This is a genomic window from Geomonas ferrireducens (assembly GCF_004917065.1).
GTDB classification, from domain to species: Bacteria; Desulfobacterota; Desulfuromonadia; order Geobacterales; family Geobacteraceae; genus Geomonas; species Geomonas ferrireducens.
On sequence record NZ_SSYA01000001.1, the window covers coordinates 1,616,426 to 1,637,532 of the forward strand.

Below are 21,107 nucleotides of genomic sequence, written 5' to 3' on the forward strand. Positions count from 1 at the left end.
AGATGAACAGCGGCATGTACGCAGCCCTCACCGGCAACCTTTCCGCCCAGCGCAGGCTTGACGTGGTCTCCAACAACCTCGCCAACGCGAACACCACCGGTTTCAAGGCGGACCGCATCCAGTTCGAGAGTGTCCTCGCAAATGTCAAAAATTCGACAGACGGGCCGATCTTCAGTAACGACCGCTACTCCACAGACTTCTCATCCGGCAGCCTGCAGCAGACCGGCAACGCGCTCGACGTGGCGCTCGAGGGGGACGGCTTCTTCGTGGTGAACACGCCGCAGGGGACCGCCTACACGAGGCAGGGTAGTTTCCACCGCAGCGCGACGGGGCGGCTCGTTACCGCGGACGGCTACGAGGTGCAGGGGGCGGGCGGTCCCATCACGGTGAACGGCGGCAAGGTCCAGATCGGGGATGACGGCACGGTATCGGTACAGCAGCCGGGGCAGACCACGGCCGACACGGTCGGCACCATCGCCACGGTCGATTTCCCGAAGCCTTACGCCATGGAGAAGCTCGGCAACGGCCTGTTCCGGCCGAGCGACCCGCAGGCCGCGACCGTCGCTTCGACCGCCGGGGTCAAGCAGGGGTACCTGGAGACCTCCAACGTGAAGGCGGTGGTGGAGATGTCGCGCCTCATCGAGGCGAGCCGTTACTTCGAGATCTGCGCCAAGGCGGTGAAGACCTACGACGACATGAACAACCGCGCGGCTAACGATCTTGGGAAGGTCTAAAACCCGTTCAACGTTCGGCGTTCAGCGTTCGACGCGGGCACGGCTTCGCCCCGCTTCAGCACGGCGGCAAGATCTCACAAGTCACGATAAGGATGGCAGGAAGGTTCAGTGGTCGAACGTTGAACGCTGAACGTTGAACGGCCTTTAAAGCCGTTAAGGCAGTTAAGGAGATTGACATGATAAGAGCACTTTGGACCGCCGCATCAGGGATGCAGGCTCAGCAGCTGAACATAGACGTGGTGGCCAACAACCTGGCCAACTCCAGCACCACCGGCTTCAAGAAAAGCCGCGCCGACTTCCAGGACCTCATGTACCAGACCGAGAAGACCACCGGCGCACCGGCCACCAACACCACCACCATCCCGACCGGCATCCAGGTCGGCCTGGGCGTCCGCCCCGGCTCGGTCTCCAAGATCTTCACCACCGGGACCATCGTCCACACCGGCAACGAACTCGACGTCGCCATCGAGGGGGACGGCTTCATCCAGGTGCAGCAGTCGGACGGCACCACCGCCTATACCCGCGCCGGTTCCCTCAAGAAGGACGGCCAGGGACGCGTGGTCACCTCGGATGGACAGCCGATCGTCCCGGAGATCGTCATCCCGAGTAACGCGACCAGCATCAACATAGGAAACGACGGCACCGTCTCGGTGCAGCAGGCTGGACAGACCGCGGCGACCACGGTCGGCACCATCCAGCTCGCCTCCTTCACCAACCCCGCGGGCCTGAACGCCATCGGCAAGAACCTCTTCCTCCCCACCGACTCCTCGGGTAACGCGACCACCGGCACCGCCGGACAGAACGGCCTCGGCACCCTGGATCAGGGGTACATCGAGCAGAGCAACGTTAGCGTCATGGAGGAGATGGTGAGCATGATCGTCTCCCAGCGCGCCTACGAGATCAACTCGAAGGCGATCCAGGCCTCCGACGACATGCTGCAGCAGGCCGCAGCGCTCAAGAGGTAACCTCTGATGCGCGCGTTACTGTTCGCACTCGCGCTCCTCGCTCTCCCCATTTCGGGGATCGCCCGCGCCGCCGTGCCGGCCCCCGTGAACCTCGTCACCGAGGCGACGGTGAAAGGGGCGATCACCGACTACCTGATGCAGAAAGCCGCCCCTCTGAACGCCCAGGTCACCGTGAAGAAGATCAACTACCAGGGGAACCTGAAGCTCCCCGCCGGGAAGGTGACCTTCGACGTGGTGGCCCCGGAGCGCTGGGAGGGGTACGGAACGGCCTCGGTGGCCCTCGTGGTACGGGTGGACGACCAGGTGAAGCGGAACCAGACCGTGCTCGTCGACGTCGAGGCGCTGGCCGACATGGTGGTGGCGGCGCGCACCCTGGAGCGGGGCGAGGTGCTGGCCTTCTCCGATCTCGCCGTCGCCAAGCGTGACCTTGCCCAGGTGCAGGGGCGTTATTTCAACAACATCGACGAGGCGGTCGGTCTCAGGGTGAAGAGCACCATGAGGGCCAACGCCCCGGTAAGAAAGGACAACCTAGAGAAGGTGCCCGTCGTCAAGAGCGGCCAGGTGGTGACCATCGTGGCCGAGAACGACGTGGTGCGCATCACCGCGACGGGACGGGCCAAGGGGCCGGGCGCCCCGGGCGACCTGATCACGGTGCAGAACCTCTCCTCGCAGAAGGAGATCGCGGCGCGGGTGGTTGACGCGACCACGGTGAAGGTGGATTTCTGATGGACCGCAAGAAGAGCACAGGCTCTCAAATATTGAAGGCGGCGGCACTTTGCCTGCCGCTTTTGTGGCTTGCCGGGTGCGCCCACGAGAGCGCCGAGGTGACCACACCGAGCTTCGACCAGCAGATCCCGGCGCCGCAGATGAACTACGCCTCCGGATCGCTCTGGCAGGCCTCCTCGACGGGGCTCGCCGAGGACGTGAAGGCGAGACGGCGCGGCGACATCGTCACCGTGGTCATCTCGGAAAACGCGAGCGCCAGCAAGAAGGCGGCCACCGGCACCTCGCGCGACTCTTCGATCAGCGCCGGCATCCCGAAGCTCTTGGGCCTCGAAAAGACGCCGGTCAAGACCTGGGCCGACCTCGCGAACCTTTTGAGCGCGAGCAACAGCTCCAAGTTCGACGGCGCGGGCTCCACCTCGCGGCAGGAGACCCTGCAGGCGACCATCTCGGCCAAGGTGGTCGACGTGATCCCCAACGGCAACCTCCTCATCGAGGGGAGGCGCAACGTCAAGGTGAACAACGAGGACCAGGTGATCGTGCTGACCGGCACGGTGCGCGGGCGCGACATCAGCACCGACAACACGGTGAATTCGGCCCTGATCGCCGATGCCAGGATTTCCTACTCCGGCAAGGGGGTCATCTCGGACCGGCAGAAACCGGGGTGGCTCATGAACGTGCTGGACAAGGTGTGGCCGTTCTAGGGGGGCGGCGTGTGCGGGAATTGACGTTTTGTGTCAAGTTTCCGACACGGCGCGCCGAAAAGGGTTAGGTGAACCGCTTGAAAATTAACCTTTTATCAAAATACTCTTTCGCGCTCCTCGTCTTTTTGCTCCTCCCCGGGGTCGCCCTCGGTGCGCGCATCAAGGACATCGCCGCCTTCGACGGCGTGCGCCAGAACCAGCTCATCGGCTACGGCCTGGTGGTCGGCCTGAACGGCTCGGGCGACTCGGACCAGACCAAGTTCCCGGTGCAGTCGCTGGTGGGCGCCCTGGAGCGGCTGGGGCTCACGGTGAACCGCGGCGACATCACGGTGAAAAACGTGGCCGCCGTCATGGTGACCGCCGATCTCCCCCCCTTCGCCAAGCAGGGAAACCGGCTCGACGTGCTGGTCTCCTCGATGGGTGACGCGAAAAGCCTCGCCGGGGGGACGCTCATGATGGCGCCCCTGAAGGGGGCCGACGGACAGGTGTACGCGGTGGCGCAGGGACCGGTGCTCACCAACTCGTTCTCCTACGGCGGCCAGGCGGCCAGCGCGGTGAAGAACCATCCCACCGCCGGCACGGTCCCCGAAGGGGCCCTCGTGGAGCGCGAGCTCCCGAACGTGCTCGCCAACCGCTCCGTGCTGAAGCTGAACCTGCACCAGTCGGATTTCACCACGGCAAGCCGGATCGCCTCCGCCATCAACGGTCGCTTCCAGGGGGCCGCTTCGCTCACCGATCCCGGCAGCGTGCAGATCGCCATCCCGGCGGACTACAACAACCGCGTCGTCGAGTTCGTGGCCGATCTCGAGCGCATCGAGGTGAACCCGGACGTGACTGCGAAGGTGGTCATGAACGAGCGGACCGGCACCATCGTCATGGGCGAGAACGTCCGCATCTCGACGGTGGCGGTCTCCCACGGCAACCTGACCGTCGTGGTGAAGGAGACCCCGAAGGTCTCCCAGCCCGCCCCCTTGTCGAGGGGGGGCACCACCGTCGTGGTGCCGAGGACCGACCTGAAGGTGGCCGAGGAGAAGGTGAACCTCTCCCTCGTCAGGGAGGGGGCGAACCTGGGCGATGTGGTACGGGGCCTGAACACCCTGGGGGTCACCCCGCGTGATCTTTTGGGAATCATGCAGGCGATCAAGGCGGCCGGCGCCCTCAACGCCGAGCTGAGCGTGATGTAGGAGAGCGGCATGGAGCTTAAGTCGATACCGGACAACACGCTGCCGGTCGCGGACCTGAGGGCGCAAAAGGGGCGGCAGGAGCAAAACCCCGAGCAGATCCGCAAGGTGGCGCGCGACTTCGAGGCGATGTTCGTCTCCATGATGCTCAAATCGATGCGGGAAACGGTGGGGAAAGACACCCTCACCGGCGGCGGCAAGGGGGAAGAGACCTTCCGCTCCCTGCTCGACCAGGAGTACGCCAACGCCGCGGTGCAGGGAGGCGGCATAGGACTGGCAAAGACCATAGAGAGGGAACTCTCTCGCGCTTACGGCGCACCGGCTCCGGCTCCGGCTAAGGGGGGGCACGATGCGGATTGAAGGCTCTGCCTACGTAGTCGACCTTAACCGCTCCCAGCAGGTCCGAAACGACAACCAGCAGGCCCAGGCGGTCCAGGGCTCCCGTCCCGCCGGGCGGGTCATCAACATAGACCGCGTGGAGATCTCCCAGAAGGCGAGGGAGCTGCAGACGCTCAAGGACGAGGTGGCGGCCATGCCGGACGTGAGGCTCGACCGGGTGGCGCTTGCCAAACAGAACCTGCAAAACGGAGGGTACCGCGTGGACCCCTCCGTTTTGGCGCAGAAGATGATGGACGCGTACGGAAAGTCGCGTTAAGGGGGAAGTGATGGATCGCAGCATAGCGGAACTGATAGCGGCCCTGTGCGAGAAGGGGATACTCCTGGACCAGTTGCAGGCCCTCCTCAAGGAGGAGGAGAACTGCATGATTTCGCTGGACCTCGCGAGGATGGAGGAGAACCAGCAGGAGATCGCGGCGGGGATGGAGCGCCTGGCGAAGCTCTCTGAGCAGTGCCGGCTCATGATCGCGTCGATTGGCACCGAGCTCGGCATGCCGGGGAACCAGACGCTCTCGCCGATCATCGAGCGCCTGGGGGCCGCGCAGAAGCGGGCGCTTACCGAGGCGCAGCAGTCGGTTGCCGGCAACGCAAAGGCCCTGCAGGGGGCGCTCTCCCTGCACCGGCGCCTCATCGAGGACTCCCTGAACGTGGTGGGGAATTCGGTGAACTTCTTCAACCGCATCTTCAACCCCGGCCACACCTACGGCGTTGCGGGCGCCTTCGTGAACGGCGGACGCGGCACCTCCGGCTTCGTCAGCAAGGAGATCTAGCATGGGCCTCAACACCATCTTCGACATAGCCTCCTCCGGGATCACGGCGCAGCGTCTTGCCCTCGAGGTCACCGGCGAGAACATCGCCAACGTCAACACCGATGGGTACTCCAGGCAGCGGGTGATCATGGAGAACAAGCCGGTCACCACGGCGAACGGCTTCCCTCTCGGGACCGGGGTCGAGGTCGCGTCGGTGCAGCGCTCCTACGACAGCATGCTCCAGTTGCAGCTCGTGAACGCGAACAGCAGCTACCAGGAGAGCCTCGCCCAGCAGTCGTCCCTCGAGCAGATCGAGGCGAGCTTCAACTCGCTCACCTCCGACGGGCTCGGCGCCGCGGTGACCAACTTCTTCGGCGCCTTCCAGGACCTCTCGGTGAACCCCTCCGGGGCGGCCGAAAGGCAGGCGGTGCTGACCCGGGCCCAGATCATGGTGGACAGCTTCCACCAGGCCGACACGAGCCTCACCTCGATCGCCTCCACCGCGGACCAGAACCTGGTCGGCATCACCGCCGAGGTGACCGACAACGCCAGAAACTTAGCCCTGGTGAACCAGCAGATCCTCGCCACCAACGCGGTCGGGGGGAACGCCAACGAGCTCTTCGACCAGCGCGACCTCCTGCTCAGAAAGCTCTCCGAGCAGACCGGCATCACGTCCAGCATCGGCAACGACGGCACCGCCTCGGTCACCCTGGCCGGAGGCGCCCAATTGGTCGCCGGCACCAAATACGCCACCCTCTACACCAACGCAACCGGTACGCCCGCCGCTAACGACATCATGATCTCGGGGCTCGGCAACCCGCCTCCCGCCAACGCGCCGGGGACGGACACCGTCGTCGCCACGGTGGGGGACGGCGCCACGATCGGCGGGAAGCTCGGCGGTACCATGGAGGTCAGGGACAGCATCGTTCCCAAGTACCGCTCCATGCTCGACGAGATGGCGAACCAGGTGGTCACCCAGGTGAACACGCTGCACGCTGCGGGTTACGCCCTGGACGGGACGACCGGCAACGACTTCTTCGACGCCTCCGGGGTAACCGCGAAGGACATCGCGCTCGACTCGGGGATCTCCGCGGTCAAAATCGCCGCCGCCCTGCCGACCGCAAGCGACCCGGTCCCGACCAGCAGCGGCAACAACGTGAACGCCCTCAAGCTCGCCAACCTCTCGAGCACGAGTCTCGCTTTCAGCACCGGCAGCGCGACCTTCGGCAACTTCTACAACTCCATGGTCTCACAGGTGGGGGTGGATACCGAGGGGGTGCAGAACGTGACCACCCAGAACGCCGCCTTTTTGAAACAGTTGAACGCCCTGCGCGCCTCGAACTCCGAGGTCTCGCTCGACGAGGAACTTCTGAACCTCACCAAGTACCAGCGTGCCTTCCAGGGGGCCGCCAAGGTGGTCACCGCGGGCAGCGACATGCTCGACACCATCCTCGGCATGGTGCGATAGGAGACCGTCATGAGAATCACGCCCGGCATGAGCGCCGATAACGCGATCTACAACCTGCAGCAGGGGCGCACCGCCATCGACCAGCTCCAGGAGCAGCTCGCCTCCGGCTACAACATCAACCGACCCAGCGACGATCCGCTCTCGACGCGGCAACTGCTCGACCTGCAGGAGCAGATCGACGCCGGCAACCAGTACAGCTCCAACATCACCAAGACCGAGACCCTGTTGAACGTCTCCAACACCGCCCTCTCCAGCATGGCGGACCTGATGCAGCAGGTGAAGAAGATCTCCGGGGACATGGTGACCGGAACCCTCGACGCGACCACCACGGCGAGCGCGATCACCAACCTCACCCAGCTGAAGAGCCAGTTGATCGACATGGGGAACACCCGCCTCGGGGACCAGTACGTCTTCGGCGGCTACTCGACCAGCCAGCCCTTCAGCTCCACGGGCGCCTTCAGCGGCACCACCGACATCCTGAGCGTCGAGGTCTCCCCGAACAGCTACGTGGGGGCCACCGTGAGCGGGGCGGACCTGTTGCGCGGCGGCAAGCCGCCGGCAACGGTGGGAAGCGGCGCCACCGCGGGGCAGGGTCCGATCGACATCCTGGGCTCCATCGACGCCCTCATCACCGCGATCGGCAACAAGGACAGTGCCGGTATCCTCGACGGGGTCAAGAACCTCAAGGCGGGGGCGGACCAGGTCAACGTGGCGCTTTCCGACGTGGGTGGGAGGCTCGTGCGCCTGGACAACATGAAGAACATGATCACCAACAACCAGAACACGCTGAAGACGGTCTTCGGCGATATCCAGAACGTGGACTACGCGAAGGCCGGGGTGCTTTTGTCCCAGCAGACCACCGCCTTCAACGCGGCGCTTTCCGCAACGGCAAAGCTTAGCCAGCTTTCGCTTCTGGACTACATGAACTAGCGGGGGACGCACCCCTGCGCCGTCATGGGCCGGGCGAGCAGAGGGCTCGTCCGGCCCTTTTCGTTCCTTTTTTCGATGCGGCGGCGGTTAGCGCTAAAGCTTTCCGCGTCGCGTCCGAATAAAACACTATCGGCAGTATTAGGAACTTCGCCCGTGGGGGAGCGCATGATCAAGGTGACAACACGCGACGGCACCGAGATGTACCTGAACCCGGACCTGATCGAGATCATCACGGAGACCCCGGACACGCACATCACCCTTTCCAACGGCAACCGCTACCTCGTGCTGGAACCGGCACGAGTGGTGATCGACCGGATCGTAACCTTCAAGGCGCACGTGTTCCGGCAGGCTTCGTCGAGCGTTGCCCGCCGCTACCTGCGCAGAAGGGACGCGGAGCGCTACCACCCGAACTGCAAGATCTAACCTCCCGGATGACGGGAGCGCAAGGTTGATCCGGAACCACTATGGATTTATCGACCATAATCGGAATAACGCTGGGGCTTTTCGCGGTCTTCGGCGGTGCGGCCCTCGAGGGTCTGCACATGTCGGCGCTCATCCAGCCGACCGCTGCCATCATCGTGCTCGGCGGCACCGCGGCGGCGACCATCGTCAGCTTCCCGCTGCCGATCCTGCTCACCGCGCTGAAGGACCTGAAGAAGGTCTTCATGCCCCCGAAAGAAGACCCCGAAGGGGTGATCAAGAACATCATCAACTACGCCGCCAAGGCACGCAGAAACGGCCTCATTTCGCTGGAGCAGGAAGCGCAGACGGTGAAGGATTCCTTCACCAAGAAGGGGATCTCGCTCGTCGTCGACGGCATCGACCCGCAGAAGCTCAGGGAGACCATGGAGATCGAGCTCGGCTCCTTCGAGGCCCATGGCAAGCACAGCGCGGAGGTCTTCGAGGCTGCGGGCGGCTTCGCCCCGACCATCGGCATCATCGGCGCCGTGCTCGGCCTGATCCACGTCATGAGCAACCTCTCCGACCCCTCCAAACTCGGCGGCGGTATCGCCGTCGCCTTCGTGGCCACCATCTACGGTCTTATGACCGCCAACATCTTCTGCATCCCATTCGGCACCAAGCTGAAGATCCGCTTGAAGGAGGAGCTGTTGCAGAAAGAGATGGTCATCGAGGGACTCATCGCCATCCAAAACGGTGAGAACCCCCACTTCATCGAGCAGAAGCTCAGGGCCTACCTGCACGATGGCGGGGAGAAGAAGGGGAAGTAGATGGCTAAGAAGAAGGAACATGAAAAGGAACCGAACCACGAGCGGTGGCTCGTTTCCTATGCCGACTTCATCACGCTGCTCTTCGCGGTGTTCGTGACGCTCTACGCCATGAGCCAGACCGACAAGAAGAAGGCCGAAGAGGTGCTCGCCTCGATGCGGGAATCCTTCGGTTACAGCACCACCAGCGCCGGCGCCAAGCCCACCGTGATCGATGCCGGCTCCATGAGCGTGATCCCCTCGATGCACAAGATGACGCAGGCTCCAAAGCGTGGGAAGAGCCACGGCAGCGAGCAGGATTTCCGGGCCACCAAGGCCTCCATCGAGGCTTATCTGATGAAGGTGGGGGCGCAGAACAAGGTCTCCGTTTCGGTTACCCAGCGCGGGCTCGTGGTGAGTCTAAAAGAGGCGGGATTCTTCGATTCCGGGAGTGCCACCCTGAGGTCCGGCTCCTACGCCCTCTTAAACGACGTGGTCGCCTCGCTTGCCAGTTATTCCAACGGCGTGCGGGTCGAGGGGCACACCGACAACGTTCCCATCAGTTCCGCCGCGTTCCCGTCGAACTGGGAGCTTTCCACGGCGCGCGCCACCAACGTGTTGCGCTACCTGGTGAAGCAGGAAGATTTCGATCCCGCCAACATATCCGCCGCCGGATACGGGGAGTACCGACCGGTCGCCGACAACAGCGATGCAGACGGGCGCGCCAAGAACCGCCGCGTCGACATCGTCCTTCTCAACGAGCAAAGCGAGCGCAACGAGCCTTAGCCCCTGCGCCCCCTGCCCCTAGCAAACCGCCCGCCCCGTCCGACTGGTCCGACTGGTCCGACTGGTCCGACTGGTCCGACTGGTCCGACTGGTCCGACTGGTCCGACTGCCGGCGCCACCCTTGACTCCCCCTGTCAAAGAAATGACCCCTTTCCGCCCCCTCTGAGTAAAAACCTGCGTTTCCAAGCCCTTACCCCCGCATCATGCCCTCTGGTACGGTAGTTGCTGCCGTGCTGTGGCAGTCCTATCACCACCGAGAGGTCCATTCATGAAAGTATCGATGCCCAGCGGCTCCATGCACGGCTGGGGAGTTGCCGGAACCTACCTGGAACGAGAAATCGCCAAGCTACCCCCGGTCCCCGGGGTCACGCTGCACTGCATGTCGAGGTCTCTGGCCCCCCGCACTCAGGAGGACTGGAACGCCATAAACATCGGCTACTGCTTCTTCGAGGACAATATCGAGGTCCTGAACTTCACGCGTGAGGCGGCGAAAAAATGGGACTTCATCGTCGCCGGCTCCAAATGGTGCGAATACCAGCTGAGGATCGGCGGCGTGAAAAACTGCTGTACCATCCTCCAGGGGATCGACCCTGAACACTTCTTCCCGGTGCCGTTCCCCCCGCAGGACCGCTTCGTCGTCTTCTCCGGCGGTAAGTTCGAATTGAGAAAGGGACAGGACTTCGTCATCGCCGCCATGAAGGTGATGATGCAGCGGCACCCCGACGTCTACCTTTCCTGCAGCTGGACCAACCAGTGGCCCTTTTCGCTCGCCACCATGGCGGGGTCGCGACTGATCAACTACCGCCACGATGAGGTCGATTTCCTCAACCTGCCGGGGCGCTGCGCCCTGGAAAACGGCCTCGACCCCGCGCGCACCCTGGTGCACCCCCTGGTGGACAACACGATGATGCGTCGGCTCTTCTCCGAGACCCACGTAGGGCTCTTCCCGAACCGCTGCGAAGGGGGGAACAACATGGTGATGTGCGAATACATGGCGTGCGGCCGGAGCGTGATCGCCTCGGATTCATCCGGCCACGCCGACGTCATCAACCCCTCCATCGCCTACCCGCTCACCCGCTACGTCCCGATGGTGGTTGCCAGCGGCGGCGTGCAGAGCGCGGTGTGGGAGGAGCCGGTCCTGGAGGAGGTCATCGAGACGCTGGAGCGGGTCTACCGCAATCGTGACGAGCTCCCCGGCAAGGGGGCGCTGGCCGCGGAGGAGATGAAACGGCTCACCTGGGACGGCGCCGCGCGCCAATTCCACTACATCGCGACCAAGCTCGCCAACCGCGCCGAGCTCGCCCGCATGCAGGGGGCCTGAACCCATGGCCGGTGCTACCGACCCGGCACGGGAATTCGCCCGCGCCATGGAGCTGCAGCGCGCCGGTCGTCTGGCCGAGGCGGAGGCGATCTACCGCTCGCTGATCGCCGCGGGAGGGGCGCTCGCCGTGGACGCGCGCATCAACCTGGGCGCCATCCTCGACGAAACGGGGCGCCCGGTAGAGGCGCTCGATCAGTACCGATCCGCCCTCGCCGTGAGGAGGGGGGACCCGATCGCCCTCAACAACATGGGCTCGACCCTCTTCAGGCTCGGGCGCTTCGCCGAGGCGGCGCGCCAGTTCCGCCTGGCCCTCGAGAGGATGCCGGACGCGCCGGAGATCGCCGTCGCCCTTGGAGGCGCCCTGCAGCGCTCCGGCGACCTCGACGGTGCGCTCGCCTGCTTCAGCGACCTGGTGCGCCGCCGCCCCGACGACGCCGACGCGCACTGGAACCGCGCCCTCGCCCTGCTCCTCGCAGGCGACTTCAAAACGGGGTGGTCCGAGTACCAGTGGCGCTGGAAAAAGGAGAGCTTCACCTCCCCTCGGCGCGCCTTTGAAACCCCGGCCTGGGACGGCGCGCCACTCAACGGCAAGCGCATTCTGGTACACGGCGAACAGGGATACGGCGACACGATCCAGTTCGCCCGCTACCTCCCGATGGTGGCGCAGCGGGGGGGCGTCGTCATCGCCGAGTGCCAGTCCGCCGCTCTCATCCCCCTCATGGAGAGCATCCCGGGCGTAAGCGAGGTCTGCGTCATGGGGGAAGAGCTTCCCCCCTTCGACCTCGAGTCGCCGCTTCTCTCGCTCCCCCACATCTTCGGCACCGAGCTGGATACCGTTCCGGACCGCGTCCCGTACCTCGCGCCACCCCCGGAGCGGCTCGCCCACTGGCGCGAAAAGCTCTCCGGCGATCCCGGGTTCAAGGTCGGGCTCGTCTGGGCCGGCAAGCCGCTTCCCGACCCCTTCCGCAGCTGCCCCATCGCGGAACTCACCCCCCTCTCCGAGGTTCCCGGGGTGACGCTCTACTCCCTGCAGGTGGGTGAGGAGGGGGCGAAAGCGCATGAGTGTCCGGGGCTCGTCGACCTGACCGCCGGCATCCGCGACTTCGGTGACACCGCTGCGCTCATCGCCGGGCTCGACCTCGTCATCTCCGTTGACACCTCGGTGGCACACCTGGCCGGGGCGCTCGGCAAGCCGGTCTCGCTTCTCCTCCCCATGGCGGGGGATTACCGCTGGCTCGTGGCACGGGAGGATTCCCCCTGGTACCCGACCATGCGTCTTTTCCGGCAGAAGCTCCAAGGGGAGTGGGGCGAAGTGGTGCAAAGGGTGCGCGCGGCGCTTCTCGGCGCGGCGCTCTCCTTCTGGGAGGGGGCCCTCGCCAGGCGCCCCTTCGACGGGACCGCCCATTACCTCTGCGGCACCCTCTTGGCTGCAACCGGCAAGCCGCGCGAGGCGACGGTGCGCCTCACCAAGGCGGCCCAGATCCTGCCCGGGCGCTGGGAGCCGCATTACGCCCTTGCCGGCGCGCTGCAGCAGATGGGGAGGATGGCCGAGACGCGCGAGGCGCTTGAGGCGGCCCTCGCCCTTGAGAAGGAAGCCCCCCTGCTGCACGAGGCCCTCGGGATCGCGCGGCAGATGGAGGGGGATCTCCCGGGCGCTGCGGCTGGCTACCGGGAGGCGCTGCGCCTGGACCCCTCCCTCGTGAAGGCCCGCTACAACCTCGCCACCGTCTGCAAGGAGCTGGGGCTTTTCGAGGAAGCGCTGGAGGAGTTACGGGAGGTGGTGCGCCGCGCCCCGGAACACGGCGACGCGCACTGGAACCTGGCCGTGCTCCTGCTCATGCGCGGCGACCTCGCCGCCGGGTGGCGCGAGTTTGTCTGGCGCTTCAAGAAAAGCAGCGAGGCTCCGGCGCGGCGCTTTCAGGAGTATCCCGCCTGGGACGGCGCCCCGCTTGCCGGGCGGGCCCTCCTTTTGTGGGGCGAGCAGGGGGCGGGGGACACGCTGCAGTTTCTGCGCTACGTGCCGCTTGCCGCCGAACGGGGGGGGCGCGTGCTGGTAGAGGTGCAATCCGCTTCCCTTGTCGAGGTCGCCCGCGGCGCGGCCGGGGTAGCCGCCGTCTTCGCTCGCGGCGAGGAACTTCCCCCCTTCGACCTGCAGGCCTCGCTCATGGATCTTCCCGGCATCTTCGGCACCGAACTTGCCGAGGTACCGAGCCGGGTCCCTTACCTCCGGGTCGACCCGACGCGCCTCGAGCACTGCCGTTTACTGGTCCGGGAGGACGGGACGTTCAGGGTTGGGCTCGTCTGGCGCGGCAACCCGGCCCACCCCAACGACCGGAACCGCTCGCTCCCGGCGTCGGCGCTCGCAACACTCGGCCATCTTCCCGGCGTGAGCTTCTATTCCCTGCAGGTGGGAGGGAGCGGGGAACTCCCTCTCCCGGCGACCGACCTTGCCCCGGCAATCGGGGACTACGCCGATACCGCGGCGCTGCTAAGCCGCCTCGACTTGATCATCGCCGTGGACACCTCGGTGGCACACCTGGCCGGCGCGCTCGGCATCCCGGTATGGCTTCTCGTCCCCTTCGTCCCCGACTGGCGCTGGATGACCGGTCGTGAGGACTCACCCTGGTACCCGACCATGCGTCTGTTCCGCCAGGAGCGGCCCGGTGACTGGGATGGGGTACTCTTCCGGCTGCGCGCGGGCCTCGCCGGGCTCGTCGCGGGAACCGGCGCCGGGGCTCCCGCTGTCCCTCCTCCCACGGCTACGGCCGGCCAAGGCTCCCGGGCGGAGCTCCTCAACGACGAGGGGTGCGCGCTCGACGAGGTGGGGAGGCAGGAAGAAGCGGTTGAACGCTACCGGGAGGCGGTCCGGCTCGCCCCGGAGTTCATCGCACCCCACTACAACATGGGGAACAGCCTCTACACGCTCGGGCGCAACGGCGAGGCGATCGACTGCTACCGGCGCGCCCTCGCCCTCGACCCGGCGCTGCCCCAGGCCTGGCACAACCTGGCGCTCGCCCTGAAGGCGCAAGGTGCGCTCGATGAGGCGCTGCACGCGCTAAAAAGGGCGGTCGCGGCGGCCCCGGATTACCTCGCTGCCCGGCACAACCTGGGCGAGCTGTACCACGAGACCGGGGCGCTGGAGCGCGCCGAGGAGACCTTCCGCGCCATCCTGGCGAGCGATCCCGGCTACCTCCCTTCATGGAACGCGCTCGGCATCACCCTGCAGATCCAGGGACGCCTGGAGGAGGCGGTGCAATGCTACCGCACTGCGCTCTCCCGCAACCCGGACTACCTGCACGCCCTCAACAACCTCGGTTCGGCGAGCCGTGCCTTGGGGCATCTGGACGAGGCGATCGTCTGCTACCGCAGGGTCCTGGAGCTCGACCCTTCCTACGCCGACGCCCGCTGGAACCTCTCCCTGGTCGAGCTGCAACTCGGGCGCTATCGCGAAGGGTGGCCGGGCTACGAGTCGCGCTTCGAGAAGGTCGATCCCATCCTGCGTCCGCAGTTTTCGGCCCCCGCCTGGGACGGCTCTTCTCTGGCGGGACGGACCATACTGCTTCACGCCGAGCAGGGCTTCGGGGACACCTTTCAGTTCGTGCGCTACGCGCCGCTTCTCGCGGCGCAGGGGGGGCGCGTGCTGGTGCAGTGCCAGGGGGCGCCGATCGCGGCGGTCCTTGCCACCGTCCCCGGCGTGGAACGTGTGCTCCTGCGCGAGGACCCGTTACCCCGCTTCGACTGCCACGCATCGCTCATGAGCCTCCCTTTCCTGTGCGGCACCGAACTCGCCACGGTGCCGGCGCACATCCCCTACCTCTTCGCAGACCCGCTCCTCGTCGAGCGTTGGCGTCCCCGCATCCCGGTCGGCGGCTTGCGTGTCGGACTCGTCTGGGCGGGTAGAAAGAGCTACAAGGACGATCTGAAACGCTCGCTGTCGCTGCCGCTCTTCGCGCCGCTCGCCGGGGTCCCCGGCATGAGCCTCTGCGCGCTGCAGGTGGGGGACGGCGCCGAACAGGCGGCCCACCCGCCGCCGGGGATGGCGCTTACCGACTTGGGAAGCTCCATCAGGAGCTTCGCCGACACTGCCGCCATCCTGGCCCAACTCGACCTCGTCATCTCCGCGGACACCGCGGTGGCGCACCTGGCCGGGGGGATGGGGGTGCCGGTCTGGGTGCTTCTGCCCGCGGCATGCGACTGGCGCTGGCTCATGGAACGGGAGGACTCCCCCTGGTACCCGACGGCGCGCCTTTTCCGGCAGAAACGGCGCGGCGACTGGGGGGAGGTGCTCGAGCGGGTGGCGCGTGAGCTGGCAACCCTCACGGCAAAGGGCGACAAGGAGAGCATCCGGTGACCGACCGTTTTACCGAATTGAACCAGGCACTGTCGGAAAACCGCGTCGAGCGTGCGGGCGAGCTCTGCGCTGCGCTTTTGCGTGAGGAGCCCGACAACGTCGAGCTGCTGACCCTTGCCGGCGCCATCGCCAGACAGCGGGGTGGGCTGGTAGAGGCCCAGGAGCTCTTCTCCCGCGCCGCCGTGCTCGATCCGAACCGTGCCGAGGCGCACAACAACCTGGGGGTGATCCTGGAGGAGATGGGGCGACCGGACGAGGCGGCCGCATCGTACCGGCGCGCGCTCGGGTTGCGCTCGGAGTACCCGGAGGCGCTCGGGAACCTGGGCAACGCCCTCCTGAAGCTCGGCCGCATCACCGAGGCGGTCGACCGTTTCTGCGACGCCATCGCCCTCGATCCGAACTTCGTCGACGCCTTTTATCACCTGGGGCACGCCCTGCGCCGCCAGTCGGAGTGGGGGGGGGCGGTGCAGTGCTACCGCAAGGTCGTGGAGCTGCAACCGGACCACGTGAAGGGATGGGTGAACCTGGGAGGGGCGCTCCTCGCGCTGAACCGGTTCGACGAGGCGATCGACGCGCAGCGCGCGGCGCTCTCGGTGGATCCGCAAAACGCGGACGCCCACTGGAACCTGGCTCTCGCCCTCCTCGTCACCGGGGATTACCCGGAGGGGTGGCGCGAGTATCAGTGGCGCCTGAAGGACCCGGGCGCCGGACTGGCCGAAGGGGGATGGGACGGCTCCCCGCTTGCCGGGCGCACCCTTTTCGTGCGCGCCGAGCAGGGGTTCGGCGACGCCATCCAGTTCTTCCGCTACGCCCAGCTCCTCGCCCGGCGCGGCGAGCGGGTGCTGCTCGAGTGCCGCCGCGAGCTCCTGCCGCTTTTCGCTGCCCAGGCTGACGACATCACCCTGGTCGCCGCCGGGGACGAGCCCCCCCGCTTCGACACCTGGTGCTACCTGATGAGCCTGCCGCACCTTCTGGGGACGACGCTTGCGAGCATCCCGGCGCAACAACCCTGCATCGCGGCGGATCGGGAGCGCGCCGCCTCCTGGCGGGAGAGACTCGCGCCGGATGCGGGGTTCAGGGTCGGCCTCGTGTGGGCCGGGAGCGCCGGGTACAAGAACGACCGCTACCGGTCGCTGCCGGTGCGGGAGCTCCTCCCGGTGGCCCGCATCCCCGGGGTGACGCTCTACAACCTGCAGCTGGGGGCTCCACCCGAAGACCTCGCCCTGCTTTCCGCATCCGGGGACGTGCGCGATTTCAGCGCGGAGTTGAGGAACTTCGCCGACACCGCCGCTCTCATCGGGGAGCTTCACGCCGTCGTTTCGGTGGACACCGCGGTGGCGCACCTGGCGGCGGCGATGGGTAAGCCGGTGCACCTCATGCTCCCCTTTTCCTGTGACTGGCGCTGGCTCGCCGGACGCCGCGATTCCCCGTGGTACCCGAGTGTCACCCTCTACCGGCAGGCGACCCCCGGGGAGTGGGGAGCGGTGGTCGCGGCGCTGGCAAAGGAGCTCTTCCTCGCCCCCCGTTCGGACCTCGACCCGAATCTCATCTTCCGTGAGGCGAACCGGCTGCGGGGCGCTGGGGATCCGGACGGGGCGGTACGCGTCTACCGGGCCCTGCTCGTCCGGTGCCCGGACCTAGCCGAGGCGCACAACAACCTGGGGCTTGCCCTGCTGGACCAGGGGATGGACGCCGAGGCGGAGGCTAGTTTCCGGCGCGCCCTGGAACTGAACCCGGGGCTTGCCGATGCCTGCAACAACCTGGGGACCCTGCTCGTCTCGCGCGGCGCGCACGTGGCGGCCGTGCCGCTGTTCCGGCGTGCCCTGGCGCTGAACCCCGGCTATCTTCCCGCATACGCGAACCTCGGCTCCTGCCTCCAGGTCCTCGAGGAGCCGGCGCAGGCGGTCGCGCTGTACCGCGAGGCGATCGCCCGGGACCCCCGCTTTTTCGAGGCTCGCGTCAACCTGGGGACCGCGTACCAGGACCTGATGCAGCCGCACGATGCCATCGCCACCTACGAGGAGCTCCTCGCCATGGCGCCCGAGCGCCCGGACGCGCACTGGAACCTGGCGCTCAGCCTCCTGTCGATCGGCGAGTACCGGCGCGGCTGGCAGGAGTACGAGTGGCGCCTCGCCGGGGCGAAGGCCGAACTCCCGCTCCCGTTCTGGCGCGGCGAGGACCTCTGCGGGCGCACCATCCTCCTGCAGTGCGAGCAGGGGCTCGGCGACACGCTGCAGTTCGTACGTTACGCCCCGCTCGTGGCGGAGCGCGGGGGAAAGGTGGTGGTGCGCTGCCAGCTCCCCACCCTGAAGCCGCTCATCGCCCGCGTCCCCGGGGTGTGCGCGGTCTGCGCCCCGGGGGACGCGATCCCTCCCTGCGAGCTCCAGGTGCGGCTTGCGAGCCTCCCGCATCTCTTCGCCACCACGCTGGAGCGGATGCCGCCGTGGCGCCCCTATCTCATCCCGCACCCCCGGCGCGCCGCGCTCTGGGATCTCGCCCTCGAAGAGGGAGGACGCCTCAGGGTGGGGCTCGTCTGGCGCGGCGGCCCCCTGCCGAGAAACCGCGCCTGCCCGTTCAAGGAGTTCGCCCTCCTCGCCGATATGGAGGGGGTGGCCTTCTTCTCGCTGCAGCTTGGCGAGGCGCCCGACCCGGAGGTCCTCACCGCCGCCGACCTGGGACCCCGGATCGGGGACTTCGACGACACGGCGGCGATCGTCGCCGGCCTCGACCTCCTGGTCACGGTCGACACCGCGGCGGCCCACCTGGCAGGCGGGATGGGGGCGCCGGTCTGGCTCATGCTCCCTCACTCCTGCGACTGGCGCTGGTTCGCTGACCGGGATGATTCCCCCTGGTACCCGACCATGCGCATCTTCAGGCAGGAGCGCCCGGGCGACTGGCAGGGGGTGCTGCGCCGCGTCCGGGCCGGGCTAGAGGAGAAGCTGAAGCGTCGATAATTTGACAAAAATAATCGCAACGGGGCGATTTTCCGCTAAAGTTCCTACCCCGCAGTGTCGATATTCCTTACAAAAGCGCAGGACGCGCCGGCGAGTTCGCCGTTGGGCAGGATGCCCGGGAATCAGACATCGTCGGCACGCAACCATCAACCAGGTTTCACAACCCGGCAAGAATGCCGGTAAAAACCCAGAAAAGGAGAAACACCATGAGCACCAGCGACATCTCTCTCACCGCAGGCATGAGGACCAACCTTCTCAACCTCCAACAGACCAGCAAGCTGCTGAACAGGACCCAGGAAAGGCTTTCCTCCGGCAAGCAGGTCAACTCCGCGCTCGACAACCCGACCAACTACTTCGCAGCGCAGAACGCCACCCAGCGCGCCAGCGACCTCGCTGACCGCAAGGACGGCATGGCAGAAGCGGTGCAGACCGTTTCCGCAGCCAACGCCGGCATCACCGCCATCACCGGCCTGATCAACGCGGCCAAAGGTATCGCGCAGTCCGCCCTTTCCACCAGCGACACCACGACCAGGTCCACGCTGTCGACCCAGTACAACACCATTCGGGCCCAGATCGACAACGTCTCCTCCGACTCCGGGTACCGTGGCCTCAACCTGCTGAGCGCGACCAACACCCTGACCGTAAACTTCAACGAGGACGCAAGCTCCAGCCTCGACGTGAAAGGCTTCCTCGCCAACGCGTCCGGCCTGAGCCTCACCACCGCAAGCGGCTCGTGGGCTGCCAACTCCGACATCACCACCGACACCGCGAAGATGGACACCGCGATCTCGACCCTCAGGACCAACACCCAGACCCTGGCTGCGAACCTGAACGTCATCACCATCCGTCAGAACTTCACTGACTCGATGATCAACACGTTGCAGACCGGTGCTGACAACCTGACCCTGGCGGATATGAACCAGGAAGGCGCCAACATGCTGATGCTGCAGACTCGCCAGAGCTTGGGCACCACCTCGCTCTCGATGTCTTCCCAGGCAGCCCAGGCCGTCCTCAGGCTGTTCTAACCCTAGCTTTGCGGAGCGGGGAGACCCGCTCCGCAATCCCTCTTCACCGGGGGTAGCATATGTTAATAGACCGGCTGCAACCAGAGAGCGTTCCCATCGCTTCCGCTTCTCTCCCCTCCTCCCACTCCAGCTACGTCCAGAATCCCCAGACCGAAAAACAAAAACCCGCAGACCTCTTAATCGCCGACCAGGTGCTCGTCTCCGAGCAAGGCGATCCCCGCATCGGCGACATCGCCAGGCAAAACGAGCGTAAAAACTCCGCCGCGGCTGCCATCCACAGGACGGACGAGGCGGCGCGGGAAATGGGTCAAAGGATTGACAAGCTGAAGGAACCTCTCGAAACCATCGTGAAGAATTTCCCTCCCTTCGCACCGCAAGACAAGGAAAGGGTCAAGCTGCTGAGATCCTACAACGCGATCCGTAAAGAGATCGACCAGCTCACCGTTCCCGCGCCTCCTTCCGTCGTCGAGGCCCGCAAGCTGGCGGAGCTTCCCGAGCCGCTCTCCATGAACGTGAACGACAGTCAAATTGCTGACCACGTGGACAAACTTGACGCAGCGGCCCGGTCGCTGCAGGCCATGCGCGGCGACATCGCCGCCGACACCGCGTCCTTATTGCACGACGGGCGCTTCGCCGCCATATTTGCCGCTCCTAAAAGCTCGGAATCGTTGAGTTTGGCTCCGATAGTCTCCGATGCGGGCGCCGCGCAAAAAAGTGTCGAGGTTGGCCAGCAATTTGCAGATTCAGTTGCTCAGGGGGTGACGCTGCAACGCCCTCAATTCCTGAAAGGGTTGAGCTAACTGACATGTCCCTGAAAATCACCTTGAAGAGCAACGAGCGGCTGATCGTGGGCGGCGCAGTGGTCAGAAATGGCGGCAAGGGTACCGTACTGTTCATCGAGAACACGGTTCCCATCCTGCGCGAAAAGGACATCCTGGGCGAGAAGGACATCACCACGCCCTGCAAGCGCGTCTATTTCACCATCCAGCTCATGTACATCGACGAGCCGAACGTACCGACCTACGTGAAGACGTATGCGGAACTGGCCACCGAGATACTGAAGGCGGCGCCGAGCACGCAGCCCCTCATCGAGCAGCTGAACGAACGGATCGAGGCTGGCAGCTACTACCAGGCCCTCAAAATTGCGAAGAATCTCATCGAGTACGAAGAGGAGCTACTGAAAAATGCAAACTAACAACGCGATCAAGGAGTACGTCGGTATCCAGAAGGAGAGCATGTCGGGACGCGAGCTCGAGGCCTCCGTGCTGACCAAGGCGGGGCTGATGCTCAAGGCCGTCCAGGATAACTGGGATGCCCCGGACCGCGAGGCGAAGATGCTGGAGGCGATCAAGTACAACCAGAAGGTCTGGAGCTTCTTCCAGGCCGAGCTGACCGAGCCGAACCACCCGATGCCGGTAAAGCTGAGGGAGGACCTCCTCAACCTGAGCCTGTTCGTGGACAAGAGGTTCTTCGAGGTGATGGCCTACCCCTCCCCGGAGAAGCTCTCCATCGTTATCGACATCAACTTCAACATCGCCGCCGGTCTAAGGACCACCCCCCCGGCGGAAGGTTAGCAGCACGGCAGCTCTTCGAGGGGAGGAGGGACGAGTTCCTT

The 21,107-nt window shown here is 65.8% G+C and carries 20 protein-coding genes; all 20 read left to right on the top strand.

Features of this window, described 5'->3' with window-relative positions; all coding sequences use genetic code 11:
* The first annotated feature begins 2 nt into the window (after nucleotides 1-2).
* The 20 genes from flgF to flaF all read left to right on the top strand — a co-directional run bounded on the left by flgF (nucleotide 3) and on the right by flaF (nucleotide 21,066).
* Entirely contained in the window at nucleotides 3-734 is a 732-nt protein-coding gene (gene flgF, locus E8L22_RS07065) for a flagellar basal-body rod protein FlgF (RefSeq protein WP_135869270.1), read from the top strand.
* A 176-nt stretch (nucleotides 735-910) separates the two neighbouring features.
* The gene (flgG, locus tag E8L22_RS07070) at nucleotides 911-1,699 is read left to right on the top strand and encodes a flagellar basal-body rod protein FlgG (protein WP_135869271.1); all 789 of its coding nucleotides are present in this window, start codon (nucleotides 911-913) and stop codon (nucleotides 1,697-1,699) included.
* Between the two features lie 6 nt (nucleotides 1,700-1,705).
* The gene (flgA, locus tag E8L22_RS07075; RefSeq protein ID WP_136524487.1) at nucleotides 1,706-2,425 is read left to right on the top strand and encodes a flagellar basal body P-ring formation chaperone FlgA; all 720 of its coding nucleotides are present in this window, start codon (nucleotides 1,706-1,708) and stop codon (nucleotides 2,423-2,425) included.
* Between the two features lie 32 nt (nucleotides 2,426-2,457).
* Nucleotides 2,458-3,126 (top strand): flagellar basal body L-ring protein FlgH, encoded by a 669-nt coding sequence (locus E8L22_RS07080; protein WP_162604808.1) that lies wholly within the window; start codon nucleotides 2,458-2,460, stop codon nucleotides 3,124-3,126.
* A gap of 83 nt (nucleotides 3,127-3,209) precedes the next feature.
* A complete protein-coding gene (locus E8L22_RS07085; protein ID WP_136524839.1) occupies nucleotides 3,210-4,310 on the top strand; it encodes a flagellar basal body P-ring protein FlgI in 1,101 nt (366 codons plus the stop codon).
* A 9-nt stretch (nucleotides 4,311-4,319) separates the two neighbouring features.
* On the top strand, nucleotides 4,320-4,667 hold the full coding sequence (locus tag E8L22_RS07090; protein ID WP_136524489.1) for a rod-binding protein: 348 nt from the start codon (nucleotides 4,320-4,322) through the stop codon (nucleotides 4,665-4,667).
* Entirely contained in the window at nucleotides 4,657-4,962 is a 306-nt protein-coding gene (gene flgM, locus E8L22_RS07095) for a flagellar biosynthesis anti-sigma factor FlgM (protein ID WP_136524490.1), read from the top strand. The genes E8L22_RS07090 and flgM overlap by 11 nt, the downstream gene beginning before the upstream one ends.
* Before the next feature lie 10 nt (nucleotides 4,963-4,972).
* Nucleotides 4,973-5,473 carry a flagellar protein FlgN gene (locus E8L22_RS07100; protein ID WP_136524491.1) on the top strand — a complete coding sequence of 167 codons (501 nt, stop codon included), beginning with the start codon at nucleotides 4,973-4,975 and terminating at the stop codon, nucleotides 5,471-5,473.
* A gap of 1 nt (nucleotide 5,474) precedes the next feature.
* The gene (gene flgK / locus E8L22_RS07105) at nucleotides 5,475-6,920 is read left to right on the top strand and encodes a flagellar hook-associated protein FlgK (protein WP_136524492.1); all 1,446 of its coding nucleotides are present in this window, start codon (nucleotides 5,475-5,477) and stop codon (nucleotides 6,918-6,920) included.
* Between the two features lie 9 nt (nucleotides 6,921-6,929).
* Nucleotides 6,930-7,850 carry a flagellin N-terminal helical domain-containing protein gene (locus E8L22_RS07110; RefSeq protein ID WP_136524493.1) on the top strand — a complete coding sequence of 307 codons (921 nt, stop codon included), beginning with the start codon at nucleotides 6,930-6,932 and terminating at the stop codon, nucleotides 7,848-7,850.
* 165 nt (nucleotides 7,851-8,015) lie between these two features.
* Nucleotides 8,016-8,273, top strand: coding sequence for a flagellar FlbD family protein (locus E8L22_RS07115; RefSeq protein WP_136524494.1), 258 nt, complete (start codon nucleotides 8,016-8,018; stop codon nucleotides 8,271-8,273).
* 41 nt (nucleotides 8,274-8,314) lie between these two features.
* The gene (locus E8L22_RS07120) at nucleotides 8,315-9,079 is read left to right on the top strand and encodes a flagellar motor protein (protein WP_136524495.1); all 765 of its coding nucleotides are present in this window, start codon (nucleotides 8,315-8,317) and stop codon (nucleotides 9,077-9,079) included.
* Nucleotides 9,080-9,841, top strand: coding sequence for an OmpA/MotB family protein (locus E8L22_RS07125; RefSeq protein ID WP_136524496.1), 762 nt, complete (start codon nucleotides 9,080-9,082; stop codon nucleotides 9,839-9,841).
* A 268-nt stretch (nucleotides 9,842-10,109) separates the two neighbouring features.
* Nucleotides 10,110-11,162 carry a glycosyltransferase family 4 protein gene (locus E8L22_RS07135; RefSeq protein ID WP_136524497.1) on the top strand — a complete coding sequence of 351 codons (1,053 nt, stop codon included), beginning with the start codon at nucleotides 10,110-10,112 and terminating at the stop codon, nucleotides 11,160-11,162.
* Between the two features lie 4 nt (nucleotides 11,163-11,166).
* Entirely contained in the window at nucleotides 11,167-15,513 is a 4,347-nt protein-coding gene (locus E8L22_RS07140; RefSeq protein ID WP_136524498.1) for a tetratricopeptide repeat protein, read from the top strand.
* Complete coding sequence (locus tag E8L22_RS07145; RefSeq protein ID WP_136524499.1) at nucleotides 15,510-18,467, top strand: tetratricopeptide repeat protein; 2,958 nt, start codon at nucleotides 15,510-15,512, stop codon at nucleotides 18,465-18,467. The genes E8L22_RS07140 and E8L22_RS07145 overlap by 4 nt, the downstream gene beginning before the upstream one ends.
* A 206-nt stretch (nucleotides 18,468-18,673) precedes the next feature.
* Nucleotides 18,674-19,492: a flagellin N-terminal helical domain-containing protein gene (locus tag E8L22_RS07150; RefSeq protein WP_136524500.1), complete on the top strand. Its 819-nt coding sequence runs from the start codon at nucleotides 18,674-18,676 to the stop codon at nucleotides 19,490-19,492.
* A gap of 59 nt (nucleotides 19,493-19,551) precedes the next feature.
* A complete protein-coding gene (locus E8L22_RS07155; RefSeq protein ID WP_136524501.1) occupies nucleotides 19,552-20,292 on the top strand; it encodes a hypothetical protein in 741 nt (246 codons plus the stop codon).
* 5 nt (nucleotides 20,293-20,297) lie between these two features.
* The gene (locus tag E8L22_RS07160) at nucleotides 20,298-20,687 is read left to right on the top strand and encodes a flagellar biosynthesis repressor FlbT (protein WP_136524502.1); all 390 of its coding nucleotides are present in this window, start codon (nucleotides 20,298-20,300) and stop codon (nucleotides 20,685-20,687) included.
* Nucleotides 20,677-21,066 carry a flagellar biosynthesis regulator FlaF gene (gene flaF, locus E8L22_RS07165; RefSeq protein ID WP_136524503.1) on the top strand — a complete coding sequence of 130 codons (390 nt, stop codon included), beginning with the start codon at nucleotides 20,677-20,679 and terminating at the stop codon, nucleotides 21,064-21,066. Before E8L22_RS07160 ends, flaF begins: the two co-directional genes overlap by 11 nt.
* Nucleotides 21,067-21,107 lie beyond the last annotated feature (41 nt).

Excerpts from the sequence above, each read along its gene's own strand:
- flaF (WP_136524503.1), top strand. The coding sequence starts at position 20,677 with ATGCAAACTAACAACGCGATCAAGGAGTACGTCGGTATCCAGAAGGAG.
- flgM (WP_136524490.1), top strand. The coding sequence starts at position 4,657 with ATGCGGATTGAAGGCTCTGCCTACGTAGTCGACCTTAACCGCTCCCAG.
- E8L22_RS07100 (WP_136524491.1), top strand. The coding sequence starts at position 4,973 with ATGGATCGCAGCATAGCGGAACTGATAGCGGCCCTGTGCGAGAAGGGG.
- flgF (WP_135869270.1), top strand. The coding sequence starts at position 3 with ATGAACAGCGGCATGTACGCAGCCCTCACCGGCAACCTTTCCGCCCAG.
- flgA (WP_136524487.1), top strand. The coding sequence starts at position 1,706 with ATGCGCGCGTTACTGTTCGCACTCGCGCTCCTCGCTCTCCCCATTTCG.
- E8L22_RS07140 (WP_136524498.1), top strand. The coding sequence starts at position 11,167 with ATGGCCGGTGCTACCGACCCGGCACGGGAATTCGCCCGCGCCATGGAG.
- flgK (WP_136524492.1), top strand. The coding sequence starts at position 5,475 with ATGGGCCTCAACACCATCTTCGACATAGCCTCCTCCGGGATCACGGCG.
- E8L22_RS07160 (WP_136524502.1), top strand. The coding sequence starts at position 20,298 with ATGTCCCTGAAAATCACCTTGAAGAGCAACGAGCGGCTGATCGTGGGC.
- E8L22_RS07120 (WP_136524495.1), top strand. The coding sequence starts at position 8,315 with ATGGATTTATCGACCATAATCGGAATAACGCTGGGGCTTTTCGCGGTC.
- E8L22_RS07155 (WP_136524501.1), top strand. The coding sequence starts at position 19,552 with ATGTTAATAGACCGGCTGCAACCAGAGAGCGTTCCCATCGCTTCCGCT.
- E8L22_RS07110 (WP_136524493.1), top strand. The coding sequence starts at position 6,930 with ATGAGAATCACGCCCGGCATGAGCGCCGATAACGCGATCTACAACCTG.
- flgG (WP_135869271.1), top strand. The coding sequence starts at position 911 with ATGATAAGAGCACTTTGGACCGCCGCATCAGGGATGCAGGCTCAGCAG.
- E8L22_RS07135 (WP_136524497.1), top strand. The coding sequence starts at position 10,110 with ATGAAAGTATCGATGCCCAGCGGCTCCATGCACGGCTGGGGAGTTGCC.
- E8L22_RS07150 (WP_136524500.1), top strand. The coding sequence starts at position 18,674 with ATGAGCACCAGCGACATCTCTCTCACCGCAGGCATGAGGACCAACCTT.
- E8L22_RS07115 (WP_136524494.1), top strand. The coding sequence starts at position 8,016 with ATGATCAAGGTGACAACACGCGACGGCACCGAGATGTACCTGAACCCG.
- E8L22_RS07125 (WP_136524496.1), top strand. The coding sequence starts at position 9,080 with ATGGCTAAGAAGAAGGAACATGAAAAGGAACCGAACCACGAGCGGTGG.
- E8L22_RS07090 (WP_136524489.1), top strand. The coding sequence starts at position 4,320 with ATGGAGCTTAAGTCGATACCGGACAACACGCTGCCGGTCGCGGACCTG.